The sequence below is a fragment of the Parafrankia irregularis genome (genome assembly GCF_001536285.1).
Classification (GTDB): Bacteria; Actinomycetota; Actinomycetes; order Frankiales; family Frankiaceae; genus Parafrankia; species Parafrankia irregularis.
The window spans coordinates 1-20,536 of record NZ_FAOZ01000001.1 but is presented as its reverse complement, the minus strand read 5'-3'; the positions used below and the strand labels follow the sequence as shown (position 1 = coordinate 20,536).

The 20,536-nt window shown below is 71.7% G+C and carries 16 protein-coding genes; 7 read left to right on the top strand and 9 right to left on the bottom strand.

Features of this window, described 5'->3' with window-relative positions:
- Positions 1 to 274: 274 nt before the first annotated feature.
- Complete coding sequence (locus AWX74_RS00080; RefSeq protein WP_131799366.1) at positions 275 to 1,453, bottom strand: hypothetical protein; 1,179 nt, start codon at positions 1,451 to 1,453, stop codon at positions 275 to 277.
- On the opposite strand from AWX74_RS00080, the gene AWX74_RS00075 reads away from it, so the two are divergent.
- From AWX74_RS00075 to AWX74_RS00065, 3 genes are all read left to right on the top strand, one after another.
- A complete protein-coding gene (locus AWX74_RS00075) occupies positions 1,440 to 1,733 on the top strand; it encodes a hypothetical protein (RefSeq protein ID WP_091270282.1) in 294 nt (97 codons plus the stop codon). The two genes, AWX74_RS00080 and AWX74_RS00075, sit on opposite strands and share 14 nt — an antisense overlap.
- Positions 1,734 to 1,760: 27 nt before the next feature.
- A complete protein-coding gene (locus AWX74_RS00070; RefSeq protein ID WP_091270280.1) occupies positions 1,761 to 2,648 on the top strand; it encodes an undecaprenyl-diphosphate phosphatase in 888 nt (295 codons plus the stop codon).
- A gap of 240 nt (positions 2,649 to 2,888) precedes the next feature.
- The gene (locus AWX74_RS00065; protein WP_091270277.1) at positions 2,889 to 5,549 is read left to right on the top strand and encodes a cation-translocating P-type ATPase; all 2,661 of its coding nucleotides are present in this window, start codon (positions 2,889 to 2,891) and stop codon (positions 5,547 to 5,549) included.
- Between the two features lie 333 nt (positions 5,550 to 5,882).
- On the opposite strand, the gene AWX74_RS00060 is transcribed toward AWX74_RS00065, so the two are convergent.
- Positions 5,883 to 7,346, bottom strand: coding sequence for an NAD(P)/FAD-dependent oxidoreductase (locus AWX74_RS00060; RefSeq protein ID WP_091270274.1), 1,464 nt, complete (start codon positions 7,344 to 7,346; stop codon positions 5,883 to 5,885).
- A gap of 136 nt (positions 7,347 to 7,482) precedes the next feature.
- Here AWX74_RS00060 and AWX74_RS00055 point away from each other — a divergent pair, with 136 nt between their 5' ends.
- From AWX74_RS00055 to AWX74_RS00045, 3 genes are all read left to right on the top strand, one after another.
- Positions 7,483 to 9,297: a bis-aminopropyl spermidine synthase family protein gene (locus AWX74_RS00055; RefSeq protein ID WP_226930745.1), complete on the top strand. Its 1,815-nt coding sequence runs from the start codon at positions 7,483 to 7,485 to the stop codon at positions 9,295 to 9,297.
- Positions 9,298 to 9,399: 102 nt separating this feature from the next.
- Positions 9,400 to 10,047, top strand: coding sequence for a copper resistance CopC family protein (locus AWX74_RS00050; protein WP_165615408.1), 648 nt, complete (start codon positions 9,400 to 9,402; stop codon positions 10,045 to 10,047).
- Positions 10,048 to 10,054: 7 nt separating this feature from the next.
- Positions 10,055 to 12,277 (top strand): bifunctional copper resistance protein CopD/cytochrome c oxidase assembly protein, encoded by a 2,223-nt coding sequence (locus AWX74_RS00045; protein ID WP_091270269.1) that lies wholly within the window; start codon positions 10,055 to 10,057, stop codon positions 12,275 to 12,277.
- 163 nt (positions 12,278 to 12,440) lie between these two features.
- Here AWX74_RS00045 and AWX74_RS00040 read toward each other — a convergent pair whose 3' ends face one another.
- The 7 genes from AWX74_RS00040 to AWX74_RS00010 all read right to left on the bottom strand — a co-directional run bounded on the left by AWX74_RS00040 (position 12,441) and on the right by AWX74_RS00010 (position 19,765).
- Complete coding sequence (locus AWX74_RS00040) at positions 12,441 to 13,703, bottom strand: cytochrome P450 family protein (RefSeq protein WP_091270268.1); 1,263 nt, start codon at positions 13,701 to 13,703, stop codon at positions 12,441 to 12,443.
- A complete protein-coding gene (locus tag AWX74_RS00035; protein WP_091270267.1) occupies positions 13,696 to 14,955 on the bottom strand; it encodes a cytochrome P450 in 1,260 nt (419 codons plus the stop codon). Before AWX74_RS00035 ends, AWX74_RS00040 begins: the two co-directional genes overlap by 8 nt.
- Complete coding sequence (locus tag AWX74_RS00030; RefSeq protein WP_091270265.1) at positions 14,952 to 15,581, bottom strand: GTP-binding protein; 630 nt, start codon at positions 15,579 to 15,581, stop codon at positions 14,952 to 14,954. Before AWX74_RS00030 ends, AWX74_RS00035 begins: the two co-directional genes overlap by 4 nt.
- Positions 15,562 to 15,873 carry a DUF742 domain-containing protein gene (locus AWX74_RS00025; protein ID WP_242666037.1) on the bottom strand — a complete coding sequence of 104 codons (312 nt, stop codon included), beginning with the start codon at positions 15,871 to 15,873 and terminating at the stop codon, positions 15,562 to 15,564. The genes AWX74_RS00030 and AWX74_RS00025 overlap by 20 nt, the downstream gene beginning before the upstream one ends.
- Before the next feature lie 45 nt (positions 15,874 to 15,918).
- Positions 15,919 to 16,350: a roadblock/LC7 domain-containing protein gene (locus AWX74_RS00020; RefSeq protein WP_091270263.1), complete on the bottom strand. Its 432-nt coding sequence runs from the start codon at positions 16,348 to 16,350 to the stop codon at positions 15,919 to 15,921.
- Positions 16,347 to 18,113, bottom strand: coding sequence for an ATP-binding protein (locus AWX74_RS00015; RefSeq protein ID WP_226930746.1), 1,767 nt, complete (start codon positions 18,111 to 18,113; stop codon positions 16,347 to 16,349). The genes AWX74_RS00020 and AWX74_RS00015 overlap by 4 nt, the downstream gene beginning before the upstream one ends.
- Before the next feature lie 266 nt (positions 18,114 to 18,379).
- Positions 18,380 to 19,765, bottom strand: coding sequence for a serine/threonine-protein kinase (locus AWX74_RS00010; protein ID WP_242666036.1), 1,386 nt, complete (start codon positions 19,763 to 19,765; stop codon positions 18,380 to 18,382).
- A gap of 421 nt (positions 19,766 to 20,186) precedes the next feature.
- On the opposite strand from AWX74_RS00010, the gene AWX74_RS00005 reads away from it, so the two are divergent.
- Positions 20,187 to 20,536 (top strand): fibronectin type III domain-containing protein (locus AWX74_RS00005; protein ID WP_207550222.1); only part of this gene is annotated, 350 nt, incomplete at its 3' end.

Below are 20,536 nucleotides of genomic sequence, written 5' to 3'. Positions count from 1 at the left end.
CGAGGGATGATCCGGTGGCGCCGCGTGATTTCTGCGTAAATCTTCTCCTGTCGTCGAAACGGTTGATGCGGTCGACGGTGTCCAGGGGTCGGCTCTTCCTCGTTTTCGCCGTGATCCGTGGATGGAACGGTTTGTCGCGCCAGGCTTGGGGGCAGCGTCCGATCTGGGCGTTGATGTTCCGGGATCGTCGCCGGGAGTGGCGGTTGGGCCGCGTGGCTGCGCGCGCCCGGCGAGACGGCTACCGCCCGTCACTGGAGTCACGAGTAATATACGCTCAGTGACAATGAGCTGTTCGGGCTCGTTGCTTCATGGCGCACGACGGAGGGAACGGCCCCATGGCGACCAGTTCATCGGAGACCAGCGCGTCCAGTAACGGTGCGGGCGTCGTGGGCGGCCTCGCGCACCGGCCCGGTCCGATGCCGACCTTCACCGCTCCGACCGCCGTGGCTCCGGCCGCACCTGCGCCCGGCGGGTCCGCGGCGACGTCCAGCGCGGAGACGAAGAAGGCCGCCGGGGCAGCCGGGTCGACCAACGGCGCCGAGCAGGTTCCCCCGAGCACCTCGAAGCCGGCCGGTACCTCGAAGCCCGCCAGCGCCTCGAAGTCGACCAGCGCTTCCGAGGCGGTGGCGGTGCCCAAGGAGACCTCGGCTGCCGGGACCACCTCGACCGTGAAGCCCGCGGCTGCCAGGTCGTCGGCCAGCAAGTCGTCGACCGCCAGGCCCGAGTCCGCCAAGGCGTCCGACAACAGGGCGTCGACCGCCAAGCCAGCCGCTACCAAGCCCGCGGCTGCCAAATCGGCGTCGGGCAAGGCGTCGGCCGGCAAGCCCGTGCCTGCCAAGTCCTCCGCCGCCAAGACCAAGGGGACCAAGGCGACCAAGGCCAAGGCGGCCAGCGCTCCCGGGGCGACGACCGGCACCGGGGTGCCCTCGGGCCCGGCGAAGGCGACATCGGGTGGCGCGAAGACGGTGCCCGCGGCGCGCGTCGGTGGGAGCCCGGCCCAGCCCATGACGGCGTCGACAGGTAGCTCGACTGCCTCCCCGACAGGGAAAACCGCCGCTACCGAGGCGCTTGCGAAGCGGCGATCCGCCTCCGCTGCCTCCGCTCCCGGAGGTTCCGCCTCCCGGTCCACGACGTCCCGGTCCACAACGACCCGAGCGACGGCACCCCGGGCGACGTCGAGCCGTACCGCGCCGGCGCGAACCGCGACGACTCGTGCCACGACGTCCCGTGCCACGCCCTCCCTCACGGCGACGACGCGCACGACCGCCCCCCGGAGCCGGAGCACCGCGAAGGCGCGGACGTCGGCCGGTGCCGCCCGCGCCGCGCGTCCCGCGTCGGTGACGGCCGGCTTCCCGCGGTCGGTCGCGTCCAGGATCGTTTCCGTCGCCTCGGTGGGGTCCGGGCCGGCGGGGTCCGCCGCGAACACGATCGGGAGCGCGGTGGGCAGCGCCATCGGGTCCGCGGTGCGCGGCCGTCGGCCGAACCACGACGAGCGGGTGGTGGTGCTGCATCTGCCCTACGTCACCGCCCGGCTGGAGATGGCGCCGCCGCCGAAGGACGACGGGCGCCACCTCGGGCCCGTCCCGATCCCCTCGGCGAAGATGACGGCGTACTACATCGGGCTGGGGACACTCGCGGCGGTCGAGGCGATCGAGTGGCCGATCGCGGTCGCGCTCGCCGCGGGAAGCTACGTGGCCCAGCGCACGCGCGCGACGGCGACGGCGCACCGATAACGTCGTGTCCATGCACGGGACCTCGCGGTGAACTGGACCGAAGGCACGATCCTCGGGCTGGTCCAGGGACTCACCGAGTTTCTGCCGGTCTCGTCGAGCGCGCATCTGCGGGTCGTGGCGGCGCTGGCCGGCTGGGACGACCCCGGCGCGGCCTTCACCGCCGTGACCCAGATCGGCACGGCGGCGGCGGTGATCGTCTACCTGCGTTCGGACATAGCCCGCCTCGGTCGCGCCTGGTTCGGATCGCTGCCCCTGTCGGCGGGCAGCACCGGGGCGGACGCCCGCGGTGCCGAGGCTCAGGCCGCCGACGCCCGGCTCGCCTGGCTGATCGCGTTCGGCACCGTTCCCATCGGAGCCTGCGGCTACCTCTTCGAGGATGTGGTGAAGGGCCGGCTGCGTGACCTGCGGCTGATGTCCGGCGCCCTGGCCGGCGTCGGCCTGCTGCTCGGCGCCGCGGACCGGTGGGCGGATCGCCGGCCCGGTGCCCGCAAGCCCCTGGCCGAGCTGTCCGCCCGCGACGGTCTGCTGATCGGGCTGGCGCAGGCCACCGCGCTGATTCCCGGAGTGTCACGGTCCGGCGCGACCATCGGCGGCGGGCTGGTGCTGCGGTACTCGCGTGAGGCCGCGTCGCGTTTCTCCTTCCTGCTCGCCGTCCCCGCGGTCGCGGTGTCGGGGGCGTTCGGGCTGCACCGGCTCTACCGTGAGGCGAGGCAACCGACGTCCACCGTGGCCTGGGGCCCGCTGGCGGGTGCGAGCGTGGTGGCGTTCCTCGTCGGGTACGCGGCGATCGCCTGGTTCCTGCGATACGTGGGCGGGAACGACTTCGCGCCCTTCGTCGCCTACCGAGTCGGCCTGGGGCTGCTGCTCCTGGCCCTCGTGCTCGCCGGACGGACCGAGGCCATCCCGGCAGCTTGATTGGCCTTCGGCTTTGGCTGGTATCGCCTGGCCTCCCAGCGATGCGCCCTCCGGCACCTGGACGGGCGGGCCGGTCGAGTGCCGGCCGGTTGGGCGTCGACTGGTCGGGCCGCATCGTCGCGATGAACGGGTTCGTCGCGATGAGTGGGCGAGTGGCGTCGGTGGGGCGTCCAATACGGTGGGGTCGGCGGGGGCACCCGCTTAGCCTGAGCGCCGACCAGTCCCCTCCGGAGGTAGCTGATGGACCGCCCAGTGGCCACGTCGCCCGACTCCACCGGGCCCACCGCCGCCGGTGACGGGGCCGAGGAGCCGGACGGGGCGACCGGCGGTGACGCCGACGGCGCTGGTGGCGCCGGTGGCGGCGCGGAGCTCTCCGCGCGGGGGCTGAACGCCGCCGAGGTCGCGGAGCGGGTCGCGGACGGCCGGGTCAACGACGTTCCGGTCCGGTCCAGCCGGTCGGTCGGCGAGATCATCCGGGCGAACGTCCTCACCCGGATCAACGCGATCATCGGTGTGCTCTTCGTGTTCATCGCGATCGTGGGCCCGATCCAGGACGCGCTGTTCGGTGGCGTGATCATCGCCAACACGCTGATCGGCGTCATCCAGGAGATCCGCGCGAAGCGGACCCTGGACCAGCTCGCCGTCGTCGGGGAGGCACGGCCGCTCGTGCGCCGCGACGGCGTCGCCGCGGAGCTGGCGGCGGCCGAGATCGTGCTCGACGACGTGATCGAGCTCGGTTCGGGCGACAAGATCGCGGTGGACGGTCTCGTGCTGGAGGCGGGCAGCCTCGAGGTCGACGAGTCGCTGCTCACCGGTGAGGCGGACCCCGTCCACAAGCAGCCCGGTGACCAGGTGATGTCCGGCAGCTTCGTGGTGGCGGGCACGGGTGCGTTCCGCGCGACCCGGGTCGGCCGGGCCGCCTACGCCGCGCAGCTCGCCGAGGAGGCGAGCCGCTTCACCCTGGTCAACTCCCAGCTCCGCAACGGCATCAACACGATCCTGCGGGTCGTCACCTGGATGATCATTCCCACCGGGATCGCGCTGGTCATCAGCCAGATCACGGTGAACGACGACGATCTGGCGGAGGGGATCCGGCGGATGGTCGCCGGGCTCGTCCCGATGGTGCCCGAGGGACTCGTGCTGCTCACCTCCGTCGCGTTCGCCGTCGGCGTGGTGCGCCTCGGGCGCCGGCAGTGCCTCGTTCAGGAGCTCCCGGCGATCGAGGGGCTGGCCCGGGTCGACGTCGTCTGCCTCGACAAGACCGGAACCCTCACCGAGGCGGCGATGGACGTCGCCGAGCTGCGCCTCGTCGACGCCGGCCCGACGCCCTCGGACGCGACCACGACGGACGCGCCGGCCACGGACGCGCCGGCCACGGAGGCAACGACGTCGGATGCGCCGGCCACGGGCGCCGCGGTGACGCGTGCGACGGTCGGCGCCGTGCTCGGCGCGCTCGGAGCCGCGGACAGGCGGCCCAACCCGAGCATGCAGGCCATCATCGATTCCTACCCCGCCCAGGACGGCTGGTCCGTCCGCGGCGAGGTGCCGTTCTCCTCGGCGCGCAAGTGGAGCGGCGCGGCGATCGCCGACCCCGCCGGCGCGGTGACCGCCTGGCTCATCGGCGCACCGGACGTCCTGCTGCCCGCCGGCCACCCGGCGCTGGCCGAGGTCGACGAGTTCGGCGCGCGGGGCCTGCGAGTGCTGCTGCTGGCCCGGTTCGGCGACGACCTCGCCGCGGCGGCCGACGACCCCGGCGGCGTTCCCGACCGCACCACGCCGGTGGCGCTGGTCGTCATCGCGCAGCGGCTGCGCCCCGAGGCGTCGGACACGCTGCGCTACTTCGCCGAGCAGGGGGTCGCCGCGAAGGTCATCTCCGGGGACAACGCGCTGTCCGTCGGTGCCGTCGCCCGCACGCTCGGCCTGCCCGGCGCGGACGACCCCGTGGACGCCCGGACCCTTCCCGAGGACCGCGACGCCCTGGCGGACGTCCTGGAGACCCATTCGATCTTCGGGCGGGTCAGCCCGAACCAGAAACGGGAGATGGTCGCCGCCCTGCAGTCCCGAGGGCATGCCGTCGCGATGACCGGTGACGGCGTCAACGACGTGCTGGCGCTCAAGGACGCCGACATCGGCGTTTCGATGGGCTCCGGCAGCCAGGCGACCCGGGCGGTCGCGCAGATCGTCCTGCTGAACAACAGCTTCGCCACCCTGCCCTCGGTCGTGGGGGAGGGGCGGCGGGTCATCGGCAACATCGAGCGGGTCGCGAACCTCTTCCTGACCAAGACGGTCTACTCGGTGCTGCTCGCGATCGTCGTCGTGATCACCCAGGTGCCGTATCCGTTCCTGCCCCGGCATCTGACGCTGCTGGGCTCCCTGACGATCGGCATTCCCGCGTTCTTCCTGGCCCTGGCCCCGAACGCGGAACGGGCCCGCCCGGACTTCGTCGGCCGGGTCCTGTCGTTCGCGCTGCCGGCCGGGATCATCGCCGGGACGGCGACCCTGATCTCCTACTTCGTCGGCCGTTCGATCTACGACGATCTGGACGCCGAGACGTCCATGGCGACCCTGACGCTGTTCCTGGTGGCGCTGTGGGCGCTGGCGATCGTGGCTCGTCCGTACACGTGGTGGCGGATCCTGCTGGTCGCCGTGATGGCGGGGGCGTTCGCGCTGGTGCTGGTGGTGCCGTTCGGCCAGGAGTTCTTCCAGCTGTCGCTGGTGGGCACCACCGGGCCGTGGACGGGGGTGGCGATCGCCGCCGGGGCCGGGCTGCTCCTGGAGATCGCCTGGATCTTCATCCGCCGCCGTCTCGACCGCGCCGCCTTCGGTGCCGCCGCCGTCGGTGCCGCCACTGGCAAGGCCGCCGGCCACGAGCCCGCCGCACACCAGGGCGCGGCGCCCTAGCCTGAGGCCAACCCTGTCAGCAAGGTCCCGGGCTTCGGGCTTCGGGCTGTGGCTGCAATGGCTGCTGTGGCTTCTGCCGGGTAAGAGTTGAGGATCGTGGTCGCCAGGACGACCAAAATCCCGTGATCTTCCAGCGGTGAGCTCGGGCTTCACTCCGGATAACCGTTGCGACCAGACAAGAGTTGAGGATTTCGGTCGTCGGGACAACCAAAATTGCATGATCTTCGATCGGTGGCGACATCGGCCGCACCTTTTGTCGCTCTTGGGATGAATTGCTAGTGCTGCGTGACGGTGTGGGATCCCCGGCGACGTGAGCCGGCACGACGAGAATCCTCAACTCTTCGGCGTGCGGTAGATCCCGGTGTGTTCGGCGGTGGCGATCGTCTCCTGCTGCGTGCCGGACGGAACGTAGTGGGTGATCTCCTGGCCGAAGGCGGCGTTGAGCAGCCAGTCGGTCGCCACCCGCATTCGGTTCGCGGTCGCCGGGAGTGACGCCAGATGGTAGCCGCGGGTCAGCAGGGCCGCGGGTGGCCCGCTCAGCGTGACACCGAAAGGGTTCGCCACCGCGTCACGGCCACCGAGATCCACGACGAAGCCCAGGTCACGATGTCGGTAGGGGCGCGGCGACCCGACGCCGAGCGACGCCGCGACGTTGCGGGCCGCCGCCGCGCCCTGGCGGACGGCGTGCTGGGCGGTCTGACCGGCGGGCGCACCGCCGCGGGCCGAGTCCGGCACCGCGGCGATGTCACCGAGGGCGAAGACATCTTCGACCGACGGCACCCGGAAGAACTCGTCGGTCACGATCCGGCCGTGCTCGGTCGGCAGGCCGAGCGCCGCGGCGAGCGGGCTGGCGCACACACCGGCGCACCATACGACGGTGTGGGTCGCGACCTGGGTGTGCCGGCGGACGCTGGACCCGCCCTCGGCGAGGGTGAGCGAGTCCGGGCCGATCCGCACGGCCGAGGTGCCCAGGCGCAGCTCGATCCCGCGCCGGGACAGCACCCGTGCCGCGCGCCGGCCGAGTGCCGGCGCGAGATCGTGCAGCAGCCGGGGGGAGTGGTCCACCAGCAGCCACCGGACGTCCGCCGGCCGCAGGCGTCGGTAGGCCGCCGCGGCCCGTCGGGTGAACGCCGCCATCTGCGCGGCCAGCTCCGTGCCGGTGTAGCCGCCGCCGACCACGACGAACGTGCACAGCGCGCCGCGGCGGCGCGGGTCGTCGGTGGCGTCGGCGAGCTCCAGCCGGGACAACACGTGGTCACGCAGCGCCACGGCCTCGTCGAGGTTCTTCAGGCCCAGGGCATGCTCGGCGAGCCCCGGTACGTCCGGTGTCGCCGTCACCGAACCGGCGGCGATGACCAGCCGGTCCCAGGTGATCGCCCGGGTCGACCCGTCGGCGGCACGCACGGTCACCGTCCGCCGGCCGACTCCGGCAGCTGTCGCGGCCGGGGCTGCCATCGCGGCCGGGGCTGCGAGGCCAGCCGAGGCTGCGAGGCCGCCATCCGGGGCTGACAGGCCAGCCGGGGCCTGCGCATCGGCCGGTGCCGCCAGGTCGGCCGCGACCGCGTCACCGAGACACAGCAGGGTCCGCCGCAGCACGGCGGGCAGCGACACGGCGAGATGGCGGGGCTCGACGGTGCTGGCACAGACCTGCGGTACCAGCGAGGTGTACAGCAGGTGATCCACCGGGGAGATCACGATCAGCTCGGCCCGGTCGGCGGGCAGCAGCGCCTCGAGCCGGCGCAGCAGGCGCAGCCCGGCGAAGCCACCGCCGAGCACGACCACCCGGGGCCTGGCCACCTGCTCCCGCCCGCGGGACGCCGGCCAGGTGGGCGTCGGGGCAGTGGATGTCCGAACGGTGGCGGACGTCGGGACCTCCCGCGTGCCCGGGACCGACCTGACCACGGTTGCCCCCTCGAATGATATGACTGTCGACATGACCGGCGAAAAGTCCACGGTGGATGCTGTCGCGGCCTTTGTCGGCGGCTTCGGTGTGCGTTCGCGACCGCTCCGCGAAATTCTCTCGCTGTTGACCCGGGGCAGCCAGCCGATCGAGGCGCTCATCGCCCTGACGGCAACCCCGCGAAGGGCTGTGGAGGACCTTCTGCGCAGTATTGGGGGCGACCTCGAAGAAAGTCCCGAAGGGCTGCGCATCCGACCGGAGCTCACCGCCCGGTACCGCGAATTCTTCGGGTTGGGCGAGCTGGCCGCGCCAGCCGACGACCAACCGGCCGGCACCGCGCGGGCCGCGGGCCTCGGCCCCGCCGAAGGCTTCGACGCCACCGACGGCGTCGGCCCCGCGGCGGATCCCGAGTCCGCCGCGCGGGTGCGGGCGCTGGCCGAGCTGATCGAGGGGGCGCCCGCTCCGCGCCGTGACCTCGACCATGTCGCCGCCACGGCGCCGACCCTGGCCCGCCGCGCGAGCTGGCTGTGCTCCACCTACGATCTCGCCGGTCGGCGGGTGCTGTTCGTCGGCGACCATGATCTGACCTCGGTCGCGCTGGCCCGGGTCTGCCCGCGGGCCGACATCACCGTGGTCGACCTCGACGAACGGACCCTTGCGTACATCGACGCGACAGCCCGTTCGGAAGGCCTCCCGATCCGTACCCTTTTCGGTGATCTGCGATTCATGCTCCCGCCCGCGGCGCGGGAATGGGCGGATCTCGTCTTCACCGACCCTCCGTACACGCCGGATGGTGTCGGGCTGTTTCTGGGGCGCGGCCTTTCGGGCCTGCGGGACAAGGTGAACGGCGTGGTGGTCGTCGCCTACGGGCACAGCCGCCTCCATCCGATGCTGGGATTTCAGGTCCAGCAGTCCGCACAGCAGCTCGGCGTTGTTTTCGAGACAATTCTCCCGGCCTTCAACCGCTACCACGGGGCGCAGGCGGTGGGCAGCGCGAGTGACCTGTACGTGTGCGCGCCGACCAGCCGGACCTGGAAGGTCCTCGACCGGGTGTCCGAAGGTTTCGGAACCCGCATCTACACCCACGGCCGCCAGTCGGTGGAAAGCGCCGCCGGCGCGGACCGGGCCGCTGGAGACGGCGGTTCCGCGGCGACCCGGGCCTCCGCGCCGTCCGCATCACCCGCATCACCCGCATCACCCGCATCGCCGCCTTCGAGTGCATCCAGGCCGGCCACGGTGATCGGCGAGACGGCCGGGCCGCCGGGAGCCCGCCGACTGGGGCTACGGGTGCTTTTCGCCGGTTCGGACTATCTGCGCGATCTCGACGCCGATGCGGCCTTCGAGGTCGACCTCACCGCGGATCCAGGGCCGTTGCTCCTGCGTGGGCTGCTGGCCGTGACCGGGACGCACGTTCGGTTCCTGGTGCCGGCGGACCATCCCGATGTCTCCACCCCGGCCGCCCGCGCCCAGCTCACGGATCTGCTGGCCTCGAAATACCGGCTGAGCTTCCCGCCGTCGTCGCCCTCGTCGGGCGGTGCGCAGCACGTGACCGTCGAGGCGGCGTTGATCGACCCCGAGGGGACCGTCAGCGGCGATCTCCTCGCCCGATGGTTGCTGGAACGTGCCCACGGCCGGATCGGGAACGTCCTGCGCGAAGGTGTCATCCGCGTCGCGGCGCGGGACGGGCGAGCACTGTCGAAGAACGAGGCCCGGGCCGTCGTCCGCGCCCTGGTGGGCGAGGCCGAGCAGGACGTCCTGACGTTGACCCTGGTGGAGACGCCGCGGGGGCGGCTGGAACGCCTGCTGGGCGCGCTGCGGGCCGCACCGGCCGGGTTCGGCGTGGGCTGAGGGCTCGTCGGGGCCGTCGGGGCCGTCGGTCGCCGGCGGCGCGGGCGCCCGGCGGTCGTACCGTCCGTCCTTCTACCGCTGGTAGAACGTAGACTCTGCCCGGTGCAACGAGGATCGTTCGCCCCGGCTTCCCGCCCGGCACCCGCGGCACTGGCCGCGCTGCTCCTGCTGGTCCTCGCAGCCCTGCTGGCGGCGCCTCGCGCCGCGTGGGCGCACTCGACGGTGCTGCGCACGGAGCCAGGCGACGGCTCCACCGTCAGCGCACCGCCCGACCGGATCTCCCTCGTCTTCAACGAACCCGTCTGGACGGACTACGCGACGGTCGTGGTGACCGGCAGCGACGGCCGGACCCTGCAGACCGGCCCGCCGCAGGTCATCGAGACAACCCTGACGGTGCCGCTGCGCGGCGCCACACCCGGCGAATACCACGTAACGTGGCGCGTGGTCTCCGCCGACGGCCACCCGATCACCGGTGAGTTCTCCTTCACGGCCACCGCCGCCGGCCCGGCCGCGAGCACGACCGCGACGGCGACCGCAGGGCCGGCCACGAGCGCATCGGCCTCCGCGTCCGCACCGGCGTCCGCACCCGCGTCGACGTCGGTGGCCGCGGGGGCCGCCGCCACGACACCGCCGGCGCAACCGGCTCCCCCGAAGGAGGGCGAGGACTGGTGGATCATCGGCCTCCTCATAGCCGCACTGGTCGCCCTGGGCGGCGCGTACGTGGTGTTCCGGCGACGGAAGCGGGAGTAGTCGTCCGATGACCGCTCCGCTGCTCGCCCTGGGCGCCCTGCTTGCGCTGATCGCGGTCCTGGTGACGGTAGCCACCAACCCCACGGTGGCGACCCTGCCGGGTCTGCCGGACGCCGGGTCGCTCACCCACTGGGGCCTGCCGCTCTCCCGGGTCGTGGGGGAGATCGCCTCGGTCGGCGTGGTCGGCTGGCTGCTGGCCGCGGCGGTCCTCATTCCGTCCAGGGACGGCCGGCTCGGTGCCGCCGCCCGCAGGCATGCCCGCGCCGCCGCCCTCGCCGCCGCGGTCTGGCTGGCCGCGACGCTGGCGGAGCTCGTCTTCACCGCCTCCGACATCTCCGCCCGGCCGGCCGGCGACGTCCTCGACCCGTCCGCGCTGCGCTCGTTCGTGAGCGCGACGTCGCAGGGCAGGGCCCTGGTCGGCGTGGCCGCGGGCGCGCTGGTCATCGTGCTGATCGCGCCGACGCTGATGTCGACGGTCGCCGCCGGCTGGCTGCTGGCGCTGGCCGGCGTCGCGCTGCTCCCGCCGGTCTTCACCGGCCACGCCGCCGGGTCGTCGCAGCACGCGCTGGCCGTCGTCGCGCTCGGCGTGCACATCCTGGCGGCGGTTGTCTGGCTGGGCGGCCTGCTGGCGCTGCTGACCATGCGAACGGTGGCGGACGCCCCGTTCACCGCCGCCCTGCGTCGCTACTCCCGGGTCGCCGCCGGCGCCGCCGCGTTCACCGCCGTCGGCGGGATCGCCAGCGCCGCGATCCGTCTCGGCGGCTTCGGCCCGCTGTTCGACGACCGGTACGGCCTGATGGTCCTCGGCAAGGTCGCCGGCCTGCTGGCCGCGGTGGCCCTCGGTGGCCTGACCCGCCGCCGGGTCATCGCCACCGCGGCCACCGCCGACTCAGGCAGCGAAGCCACCGCCGAGGGTGGGAGCGAAGCCACCGCCGAGGCGGGGAGCACAGGCGCGGCTGACAGCGAAACCGAGGCCAAAGCCGGGGCCGGTGCAGAGGCCAGTGCCGGGAGCAGGGCCAAAGCCGCGGCCGGTGCCGCGGCCGAGGGCGGACAGTTGGCCCGCCGTCAGCTGTTCCGCCGGCTCGCGCTGATCGAGAGCTGCGTCCTGGCGGCGACGTTCGGCCTGGCCGCCGCCCTCTCCCGGACGTCGACCCCGGTCAACGACGCGGCGGTGCCGAAGGACGCCACCGAGGCACTGCTGGGCTACCCGATGCCGCCGGCGCCGACCCCGTGGCGGCTGCTGGCCGACTGGCGTCCCGACTGGGTGTTCATCGGGCTGTGCGTGCTCGCCGCCGGGCTCTACATCGCCGGCGTGATCCGGCTGACGCGCCGGGGCGACCGGTGGCCGGTCGGGCGCACCATCGGGTTCCTCGGCGGGCTCCTGCTGGTCGTCGTGGTGACGTCCAGCGGACTCGGGCGCTACGGGCCGGTGCTGCTCAGCGTGCACATGGCCCAGCACATGATCCTCACCATGCTGGCGCCGATACCGCTGGTTCTCGGCGCGCCGATCACCCTCGCGCTGCGGGCGCTGCGGACCGCGCCCGCGCCCTACCGCAGCGGACCGCGGGAATGGCTGGTCGCCGCCCTGCATTCCTGGCCGGCCCGGATCCTGACCCACCCGCTGTTCGTGACGGCGAACTTCGCCGGCAGCCTTTACGTGATCTACCTGAGCTCGTTGCTCAGTGACCTGATGAACAACCACCTCGGCCACCTCTTCATGAACGCCCATTTCCTCATGACGGGCTTCTACTTCTTCGAGGTGCTGATCGGCGTCGACCCGCTGCCGAAACGCCCACCGCATCCGGGGCGGGTGCTCATGCTGGTCGCGGTCATCCCGTTCCACGCCTTCCTCGGGCTGACGATGATGAGTACGACGACGGTCCTGGGCAGCGGCTGGTACGACGTCCTCGTCCGGCCGTGGGGCGACAGCCCGCTGGACGACCAGGGCACCGCCGGTGGCATCGCGTGGTCGTTCGGCGAGGTCCCGACCCTGATCGTGATGCTCGTGCTCGCGGTGCAGTGGGCCCGCACCGACGAGCGCCGCGCCCGCAACCGCGAGCGGCGGGTCGACACGACAGGGGTCGACGAGCAGCTCGACGCCTACAACGCCTACCTGGCGCGCCTCAACGGCGTGAAATCCGCCCCGGCCGCCACCGCCACTGCCACCACGGCCCCACCACAGCAACGGCAGGGCGACACGCCGACCTCCACCGAGGGCCAGTCGTCGTAGCCCGGCCGCGGCGGCGGGACGTCCCCGGCGACCGAGCCGCGAGAGTGACCCCGTTGTGACAAGCGGGGCTCCCCCCGGGTAGGCGGCCGGCGGCGATGGCGGCGTCGAGCGGATGGGAGCAACGCGCGCCTCGGCCGGCTCACGTGACGGCCCCGAGCGTCTCTCAGGGAACGAAGGGCGGGGCCACGGCGGCCTGACCGAGCTGGACCGGCAGCGCGGCGGCGCTGTTGGAGAAGAAGGACGGAACCGGCGGCAGGGTCGCGGGGTCGGCCGCCAGGCGCAGGTCCGGGTACCGGGCGAACAGAGCGGGCAGGGCGACGCCTGCCTCCAGTCGCGCCAGGTGCGCGCCCAGGCACAGGTGCGGTCCGCCGCCGAAGGACAGATGCCGCTGGGGGGCGCGGGTGACGTCGAACTGGTCGGCGTCGGCGCCGTACTGGCGGGGGTCCCGCCCGACACCGCTGTACGCGGCGAGAATCGCGTCGCCCTTCGCGATCGTGACGCCCGCGATCGTGACATCCTCGAGCGGGTAGCGGGCGGGGAAGTTCCCGATCGGCGCGTCCCAGCGCAGCACCTCCTCGACCACACTGGACCAGGTCGAGGCGTCACCGGCGACGGCGATGGCCTTCTGGTCCGGATGCGTGAGCAAGGCGCGTACGCCGTTGGTGATGAGACTCAGCGTGGTCTCGTGGCCGGCGGTGAGCAGCAGCCAGATGGTGTCGACGAGCTCCTCGGTGGTCAGCGCCTCCTCGTCCTCCTCACGCAGCTTGATCAACGCACTGGTGAGGTCCTCACCGGGCTCGTCGCCACGCAGCCGCACCAGCTCGGCGAGCAGGGCCAGCCGCTGCCGCTCGGTGGCCACGGCCTCCTCGCTGCTGGTATCCGTGCGGAAGATGCTGTCGACAAGCCGGCGGAGCTCGGCGCGCCACTCCCGCGGGACGCCCAGCAGCTCGCAGATCACCTGCATCGGCACCGGGTAGGCGTAATGCGACCGCAGATCCACCGATCCGTCGGGGCCGGCCTGGGAGGGGAGCCCGTCCAGCAGCTCGGCGACGATCTGGTCGACGCGGGGACGGAGCTGTTCCACCCGGCCGCGGGTGAACACCCGGGTCACCGGTCGGCGCAGGCGGGAGTGCGTGACGCCGTCGCTGGTCACCATGTTGGTCACCTTGATCATGCCGATCAGCGGCCAGTCGTCGGTGATCGTCCCGTCCTGGATGGCGCTCCAGTTCCGCCAGTTCTTGCTCACCCGCTCGTCCGCCACCAGGTCGGCGAGCAGGGCGTGGTCGGTGACCACCCACACGCGGATGCCGCCGGGCAGCTCGGCCCGCACCACCGGACCCGCCTCCCGCAGCCGGCGCTGTTCGCCGTGGTGATCGGCGCCGAAGGGGTCCAGGGGAACCAGCGGGATGGCGGTGGAGTCAGCCATGCGAGACCTCCTGCTCAACGATGGGCACGTCGGATGCGGCGAAACGCACTGGAAGGCTTGCCGGGCAGCGGGTCCACGGCGAGGGCAACAGCTCGATCTCATCCGGACGAATGGCCAGGGTGAGGTCGTGCAGTTCTGTCAGAACGGTCGTGACGGCTGTGCGGGTGATCAGACGGCTGGGGTCCAGGGCCGGGCAGGTGTGCGGTCCGGCGGAGAACGCCAGGTGCGAACGGTTGCCGGTCTCCAGCCAGGGGTCGTCGGTGTGCATGCGCGCGTCGGCGTTGGCCGCGGCCAGGCCGAGGATCAGGGCGTCGCCCGCACGGATGGGCTGCCCGGCGAGCTCGGTGTCGGCGAGCGCGTACCGGGCGGGCATGTTGGCCATGGGTGGATCGCGGAACAGCACCTCGTCGAGCGCGTCGTCCACGCCCAGACGGCCGCCGTGCAGGCGCCCGGCGAACCGAGGGTCGGTGAGCATCATCCGGATGGTCTGCGCGATCCACGAGGTCGTCGTCTCGTAGCCGGCCGAGATCATCAGAACGATGGACTGCACGACCTCGTCGCTGTCGTGCAGGTTCGGGTGCGACAGGAAGGCGGTGGTGAGGTCCTCGGCCGGGCTGGCCGCGTGCGACTGCATGACCTCGGTCAGGATGCGTTCGAAGGTGCGGTTGCCCTCCTGCGAGTCCTCGCCGCTGCCGAACAGGGCGATCAGGCCGGCCCGCAGCTGATGGCCGTGCTCGGTGGAGATTCCGAACAGGCTGGAGACCGCCAGCATGGGAATGACCGACGCGTACTCGGTGACCAGGTCGGCCTCGCCGCGTTTCGCGAACCCGCCGATCAGCTCTCGGCAGGTCGCCTGCAGCGAGCGCCGGAGGGCGTGCTGGTCCATGCCCGCGATGCCCTCGTCGAGTGGGGCCCGCAGCCGGCGATGCCGTGCTCCGTCCGCGAAGTAGGCGTTGTCCCGCGGGAACATCATCGGTCCCAGCCCGGAGTCCTGGCGCACGACACCGTCGGACAGCAGCCGCCAGTGCGAGGGATTGCGGGCGAACAGGCGCTCGTTGCGCACCACGTGAAGAATCTCGGAATAGCCCATGACCAGCCAGGCCGGTACACCGGGTTCGAGCTCCACCGGTGCGACCTGCCCCCACCGCTCCCGCAGCACCCGGTAGGAGGCCTGTGGGTCGGCGCAGGTGGTGGTCTCCGACAGCGGAGTCAGACCCGTGAAGTCCGACAGGGAATCGCGGGTGGAAATCATCGATGCGCCCCTGTCAGCCGGGGGGACACCGTCGCGTGCTCGACCAGAGTGATCAGCGCTTGGATCGAGGACTGCCTGTCCAGAGCCCGGCAGGACGTCATCGGCGTATCGGTGGGCAGGTCCAGCGCGGCGACGACCTCTTCCAGCGGGAGGTCCGGCGTATCGGGGAACACGTTCACAGCCACGGCGAAGGGCGTGTCACTCAGTTCCATCTGGTCCAGAACCTCGAAGCTCTCCTCCAGCCTGCGCGTGTCGACCAGAACCAGGGCGCCGATCGCGCCCTCGGCCAGCCCGGCCCAGTGGTCCCAGAATCGTCGTTGCCCGGGAGTGCCATAGAGATACAGCACGATGTCGTCCCCGAGGGTGATCCGACCGAAATCCAGGGCGACCGTCGTCGACGTCTTGCGCTCGACACCCGTCAGCGAGTCGACCCCCAGGCTCTGCCGGGTCATCTGTTCTTCGGTGTGCAGCGGCACGATCTCGCTCACCGAGTCGATCAACGAGGTCTTGCCGACGCCGAACGGGCCCGAGACCAGAATCTTGACCGACTGGCGCACCGTCGGCGAGACATACCGGTCCGCCTCGTCACGATCAGCCCTGCGGTGATCAGAGGCTACGGAGACCATTCAGGACCCTTTCGAGAAGCTCTTGGTTCGGGGTGTCTGGATCGGCTCCCACCGTGCGCACGGCGAGATGGCCGCTGTCGACCAGGTCCGAGACCATGACCGCCGCGACGCTCACCGGGATTTTCAGGTGGGCGGCGGCCTCGGCCAGCGACAGCATTCCCCTGCACAGCTGCACCAGGGACCGATGCTGACGCGTGGCGGAGGGCGGCAGGCTGGCGTCCGAGTTCGCCACCAGCAGGGTCTCCGGCCGGACCGTGTTGCGGCTGGGGCGCGCCTGGCCACGGGTCAGCACATACGGTCGAACCGGGCCGAGGTAGTCCGTGGGGTCGACCACGGCCTAGTGCGGGCGCTCGGCGGAGCTCAACGACTTCTCGCCGATCTTGCGTACCGTCGTGGTCATCTGGTGGGCGACGAGCGCCGGGTCGATCACGGCCTCGGTGATCACACCCAGGTAGGTGCGTTCGCCGGCGCCGCGGAACATCAGCTTGGCGCCGTTGAGCTCGTACACCACGTGGCTGGGAATGCCGCCCTCACCGTGGTCTGCGGCAACCGCTCTGCCCAGGGACGCCATGGCCGAGCACGCGGCGGCGAGCCTCTCGGCGCCGTCGCGGTCCAGGGCGTTGGAGACGGCGGTCACAAAGCCGTCGGCGGTGAAGACGAACGCGTGCCGTACGCCCTGCGTCGTCTCGATCTCCTCCACCATCCAGCGGTTGGCGTCGATCCCGCGCCAGTGGTCGGTGGGGAGAGTGCCGATGGCGTCGGGGGTCATTCCGTCTCCTCTGCGGGAGTGAGTGGGGCCGAGGGCGGGGTGCGGTCGCCCGGGTCAGTGACTTCGCCACCGGGAGCGGCGTCCGGCGAGACGCCCAGAATCGCCGCGAGGAACGATCCGGCTTCGTCGGCTGACGGCGGCGGTGCGGGCGGGCTCGCGGATGGCGTGACGGGACGCGTGACGGACGGCGGGGCCGTCTCGGCGAGCACGGCATGGCGGGGCGATCGGCGTCGCGGGAGCACCGGTTTCGACGGGCGATCCTCCGCCGCGGCCGGGGCCGGGTCGCCAGGGGGGACCGAGGCCGGGTCCGGCGGGGAGACCGCGCCGGGTGCCGGGGGAGTGCCAACGGCCGCGGACCCGGTCCGGTGGTGGCCGTGCGTAAGGCGTGCGGCGGGGGTCAACAGCTCGGTCAGCTCGTCGGGCACGAAGACCACCGCCCGGACGCCGCCGTAGACCGACTCGCTGAGATCGACCCGCAGCCCGTGGCGGCGCACGTACTCGCCGACCACCGCCAGGCCGGTCTGCGGCGTCTGGCCGAGATCCGCCACCCGCACGGGCCGGCGTCCCGAGGCGATCTCCCGCGCCCGGTTCAGGCGGAACTCCTCCATGCCCACGCCACAGTCGTCGATCTCGTAGACCACTCCGCGCTGCACCGACCGGATTGCGACCAGCACCTCGGTCGTCGACGGCGAGGACTGCGCCGCGTTGGCCAACAGCTCGGCGATGACGCTGATGAGCGGTTCGGCGACGTGAGCGACAACCGCGGTGTCCGGGCCGCCGGACGCGTGCACCCGCTGATAGGCGATGATCCGTGAGGCAGCCGCGGTCACGATGTCGGCTGCGGCCACTGGCTCCTGCCACTGCTGGCCCGGCGATTCGCCGCACAGCACCGCGAGGTTCTGCGCGTAACGGGCCTGCTGCGCGGCCGCGTGGTCCACGCGGTAGCCGCTCTCGAGCACATCCGGTGTCGTCGGATGCGCCAGCACCATGGCCGTGGCTTCTTCCTGCACCCGGTGGGACACGGCCTGCACGTTGCGCGCGAGCCCGACCGTCGCGGTCCGCAGGGCCTCCTCGCGGTCCCGGAAACGATCGTGGGCCTGCTCCACCAGCTTCGCGACGGCCGCGCCGATCCGGTCCAGCCCTCCGACGATCGCCTCGTCACCGGCGGCGTCCGGCAGTGCGGGAACCAGATCACCGGTGGCCAGGGCGGGAAGCTGGTGGTCTATGACGAATCGCACGCCCTCCTCCCAGGCGGCGATCCGTCGTTCACCGATCCGCAGCGCATCCTGTGCCTGTCGCAGCGTGTCGCGCAGCTCGGCGATATGGCCGGCGATGCCGTCGTAGCGGGCCACGATGTCGGCGTTGCCGTCGAGGGCCGCCGGCAACGCGGGCGTGTGCGTGCCCTCGATCAACGCGGGTAGCGCCTCGTGGGAGATGAACCCCAACGCCTGCTCGGCGACCTCCAGCCGCTTCTCCAGCTGACCGATGGTCTCGGCCTGCTCGGCGACTCGCTGATCCCGTTGCCCGAGGTCTGCGGTCAGTCCCCCGATCCGCTCCTGGAGGCGCCCAAGCTGCAGCTGGCACTCCGCCAACTGGGCGTCCCGCTGTGCCAGCTGCGCACGAAGCTGGTCGGCGTGGCCGCGGGCGACGGCCACGACCGCCGTCTCCTTCCGGTGACGGTCGGCGAGACGGGTCGCCAGCCCGGCGAGGTACCGCCCGGACATCGTCGCGTGACGCGAAGCTGGCGATGAGGGGTCAGTCATGATCACCTGATGTCAGTCGAGTACGGGTCAGCGACCGGCGGCGGGGCCCGTCAGAACAGCTGGGCCCGCCACGGACTGGCCCACGAACCATCGGCCGAATTTTCACTTTTTGTAGTCGCCCAGGGCGGTATGTCGTACAGGGCTGCGCCGAATCGTAGCCGAGCGGCTGGCAACGGAGGAGACCGGGACCAACCGGTGGGATCAGTCGAACGGGGCCCTCGACGTCGATCTTGATGAGCCCGACGTCGTCGAGCTCGAGCGATGACTCAGCCGGCTGTGCCGGATACGGAGCGGATCGCGCTCTCCATACCCGCGGCGGACGCCCCGCGCAGATCCGTCAGCCGACAGAACACCAGGGTGGATCCGGTGGCGGGTTTCGGCGGTGTGCGGCGCTCCCGGTACCGCGTCGCCTGCGTTCCGTCGGCCAGCTCGATCTCCAGGTGGTCGTCGACGACGCGGGCCGAACGAATCTGCTCCCAGGTCAGGGTGAAGTCCTCGCCGGCGCATCGGTAACTGATTCCGGCCGGCCCTATCGACAGAAAGTCAGGGCGGCTGAACAGGTAGGCGAAGGCGACGGCCCAACAGCCGAGAAGGGCCGACCAGAACAGCGCGACAGCCCGCAGCCAGTCGGGAAGGTCGATGAGGACCTCCGCCGTCCAGGGGGCCGCGGCGGCACCGACGGAAACCAGGATGGACAGGAGACCGGCGGCCCGCCCCGACCATGCCTCGCCATGCCGCGCCGGTTCCGGCTGTACCGGCTCCGTCCGCATCGCGTCCACCGCCCCGATCGGGTCGATGGATCTGGTGTCATGGTTGATGGCAGTCGGGTCGACGACGGGGATGCGCGAGCTGTCCGCCGCTGCGACCAGTCTGCTGCGCGCCGCGGACGCGGTGATGCGGGTCAACGGGTCCTTGTCGAGCATCGCCAGAACCGTGCTGGTGAGCTGGTCGGCCGAGGCCGGTGGCCGCGGATTCTCCCGGAGCACCGCGGCAATCGTCGCGGCGTCCGTTGCCCGTGTGAAGGGTGTCGCACCTTCCATGGCGCAGTACAACGTCACGCCCAGGGCGAAGACGTCGGTTGCCGGCAGGGCCCGCGCCCCCTCGAACAGCTCCGGTGCCATGTAGGCGAGCGTGCCGATGAGGCCGTCGGTGATTGTCGGATCGGATGCGATGGCGGCCACGCCGAAGTCCACCAGCACGACGCGGTCGTCGTCGCCGATCAGGATGTTCGCCGGCTTCACATCGCGATGGACGATACCCGCGGAGTGCGCGGTGACAAGTGCGTCGAGGATGGCCAGCCCGATCCGGGCGGTCTCCTCCCGGCTGAGTGCGCCTCGCTCGTGAAGGACCTGCGCCAATGATATGGAAGGCACCCATTCCATGACGATCCACGGCAGATCACCGTCGCGGACCACGTCGAGGATGGTGACCACGTTCGGATGCTCGCGCAACTTCGCGACGGCCCTGGCCTCGCGTTCCACCCGCGTAATCAGCTCGGCGGTCGCCTGCTCGCTCTCGCCCGCCCGGATGCGCACTTCCTTGACCGCGACACTCACGTCAAGAAGATCATCGATCGCGCGCCAAACGGTCCCATAGGCGCCGGAGCCGATTCTGTCCAAAAGTCGATAGCGGCCGGCGACGACACGGCCCACGGACTCCACGCCGCCGCTCAACTCAGAAGACACAGCCAGCCCCTCCGTCGGCGACGATCACCGTCCTAGCACGGACGAGCATGGTGAAGGTGTGCATCTCGCGAAGGCGCACCAGTAATATCATGGCGTGAAAAGCGCACGGTCGTCATCAGGTGAGAGCCTATGCCGCCGTCTGGCCCGGCTGACGATGATACGAGCAAGACGGGCCACGCTGATCTTGTTCGGTGGCACCGGACGGGCCTTTCGGCCCTGGCCTGTTCTGCTGGCGGGGGCTGTCGCGGTGCCGGCGATGATCTGGTGGAGCATGAGCGACGGCGATCCTCGGTCGGTCCCCGGCGCAGCGGTCGTCGCCGATGCCGAAAGCGCCTCGCCCGCGCCCGTCGAGAGGTCTCCTGACACGGCAGGTGTTACGGCGGCTCCGGTGCCCATCCCGCCCACGAACGGGGTGGACCCTCCGAAGGGTGACGAGGTCTCGCGAGCCCCCGTGGCGCGGGGGCTCACCCCGCCGTCGGCTACCGGGCTCACCGCCACGGCGGGTGATGCGCAGGTGCGCCTTTGCTGGAATGCGGCGCCTGGTGCTACGGGGTATGTCGTGTACTACCGGGATGTCACGGCCGGCGGGGAGTGGGTGCGTCTGCCGTATCCCGTCGAGGGCACCTGTGACACCGTCAAACTGCTGGTCAACGGCCACAGTTACGAGTTTCGGGTCCGGTCGAGTAACGGCAACGGTGAGGCGGGCTACTCCAACACCGCCACCACCACCCTGCCGGT

Coding starts and splice junctions, on each gene's coding strand:
- AWX74_RS00080 (WP_131799366.1), bottom strand. CDS start 1,453: ATGGCGCTGCCCACCGCGCTCCCGATCGTGTTCGCGGCGGACCCCGCC.
- AWX74_RS00065 (WP_091270277.1), top strand. CDS start 2,889: ATGGACCGCCCAGTGGCCACGTCGCCCGACTCCACCGGGCCCACCGCC.
- AWX74_RS00055 (WP_226930745.1), top strand. CDS start 7,483: ATGACCGGCGAAAAGTCCACGGTGGATGCTGTCGCGGCCTTTGTCGGC.
- AWX74_RS00045 (WP_091270269.1), top strand. CDS start 10,055: ATGACCGCTCCGCTGCTCGCCCTGGGCGCCCTGCTTGCGCTGATCGCG.
- AWX74_RS00040 (WP_091270268.1), bottom strand. CDS start 13,703: ATGGCTGACTCCACCGCCATCCCGCTGGTTCCCCTGGACCCCTTCGGC.
- AWX74_RS00035 (WP_091270267.1), bottom strand. CDS start 14,955: ATGATTTCCACCCGCGATTCCCTGTCGGACTTCACGGGTCTGACTCCG.
- AWX74_RS00030 (WP_091270265.1), bottom strand. CDS start 15,581: ATGGTCTCCGTAGCCTCTGATCACCGCAGGGCTGATCGTGACGAGGCG.
- AWX74_RS00020 (WP_091270263.1), bottom strand. CDS start 16,350: ATGACCCCCGACGCCATCGGCACTCTCCCCACCGACCACTGGCGCGGG.
- AWX74_RS00015 (WP_226930746.1), bottom strand. CDS start 18,113: ATGACTGACCCCTCATCGCCAGCTTCGCGTCACGCGACGATGTCCGGG.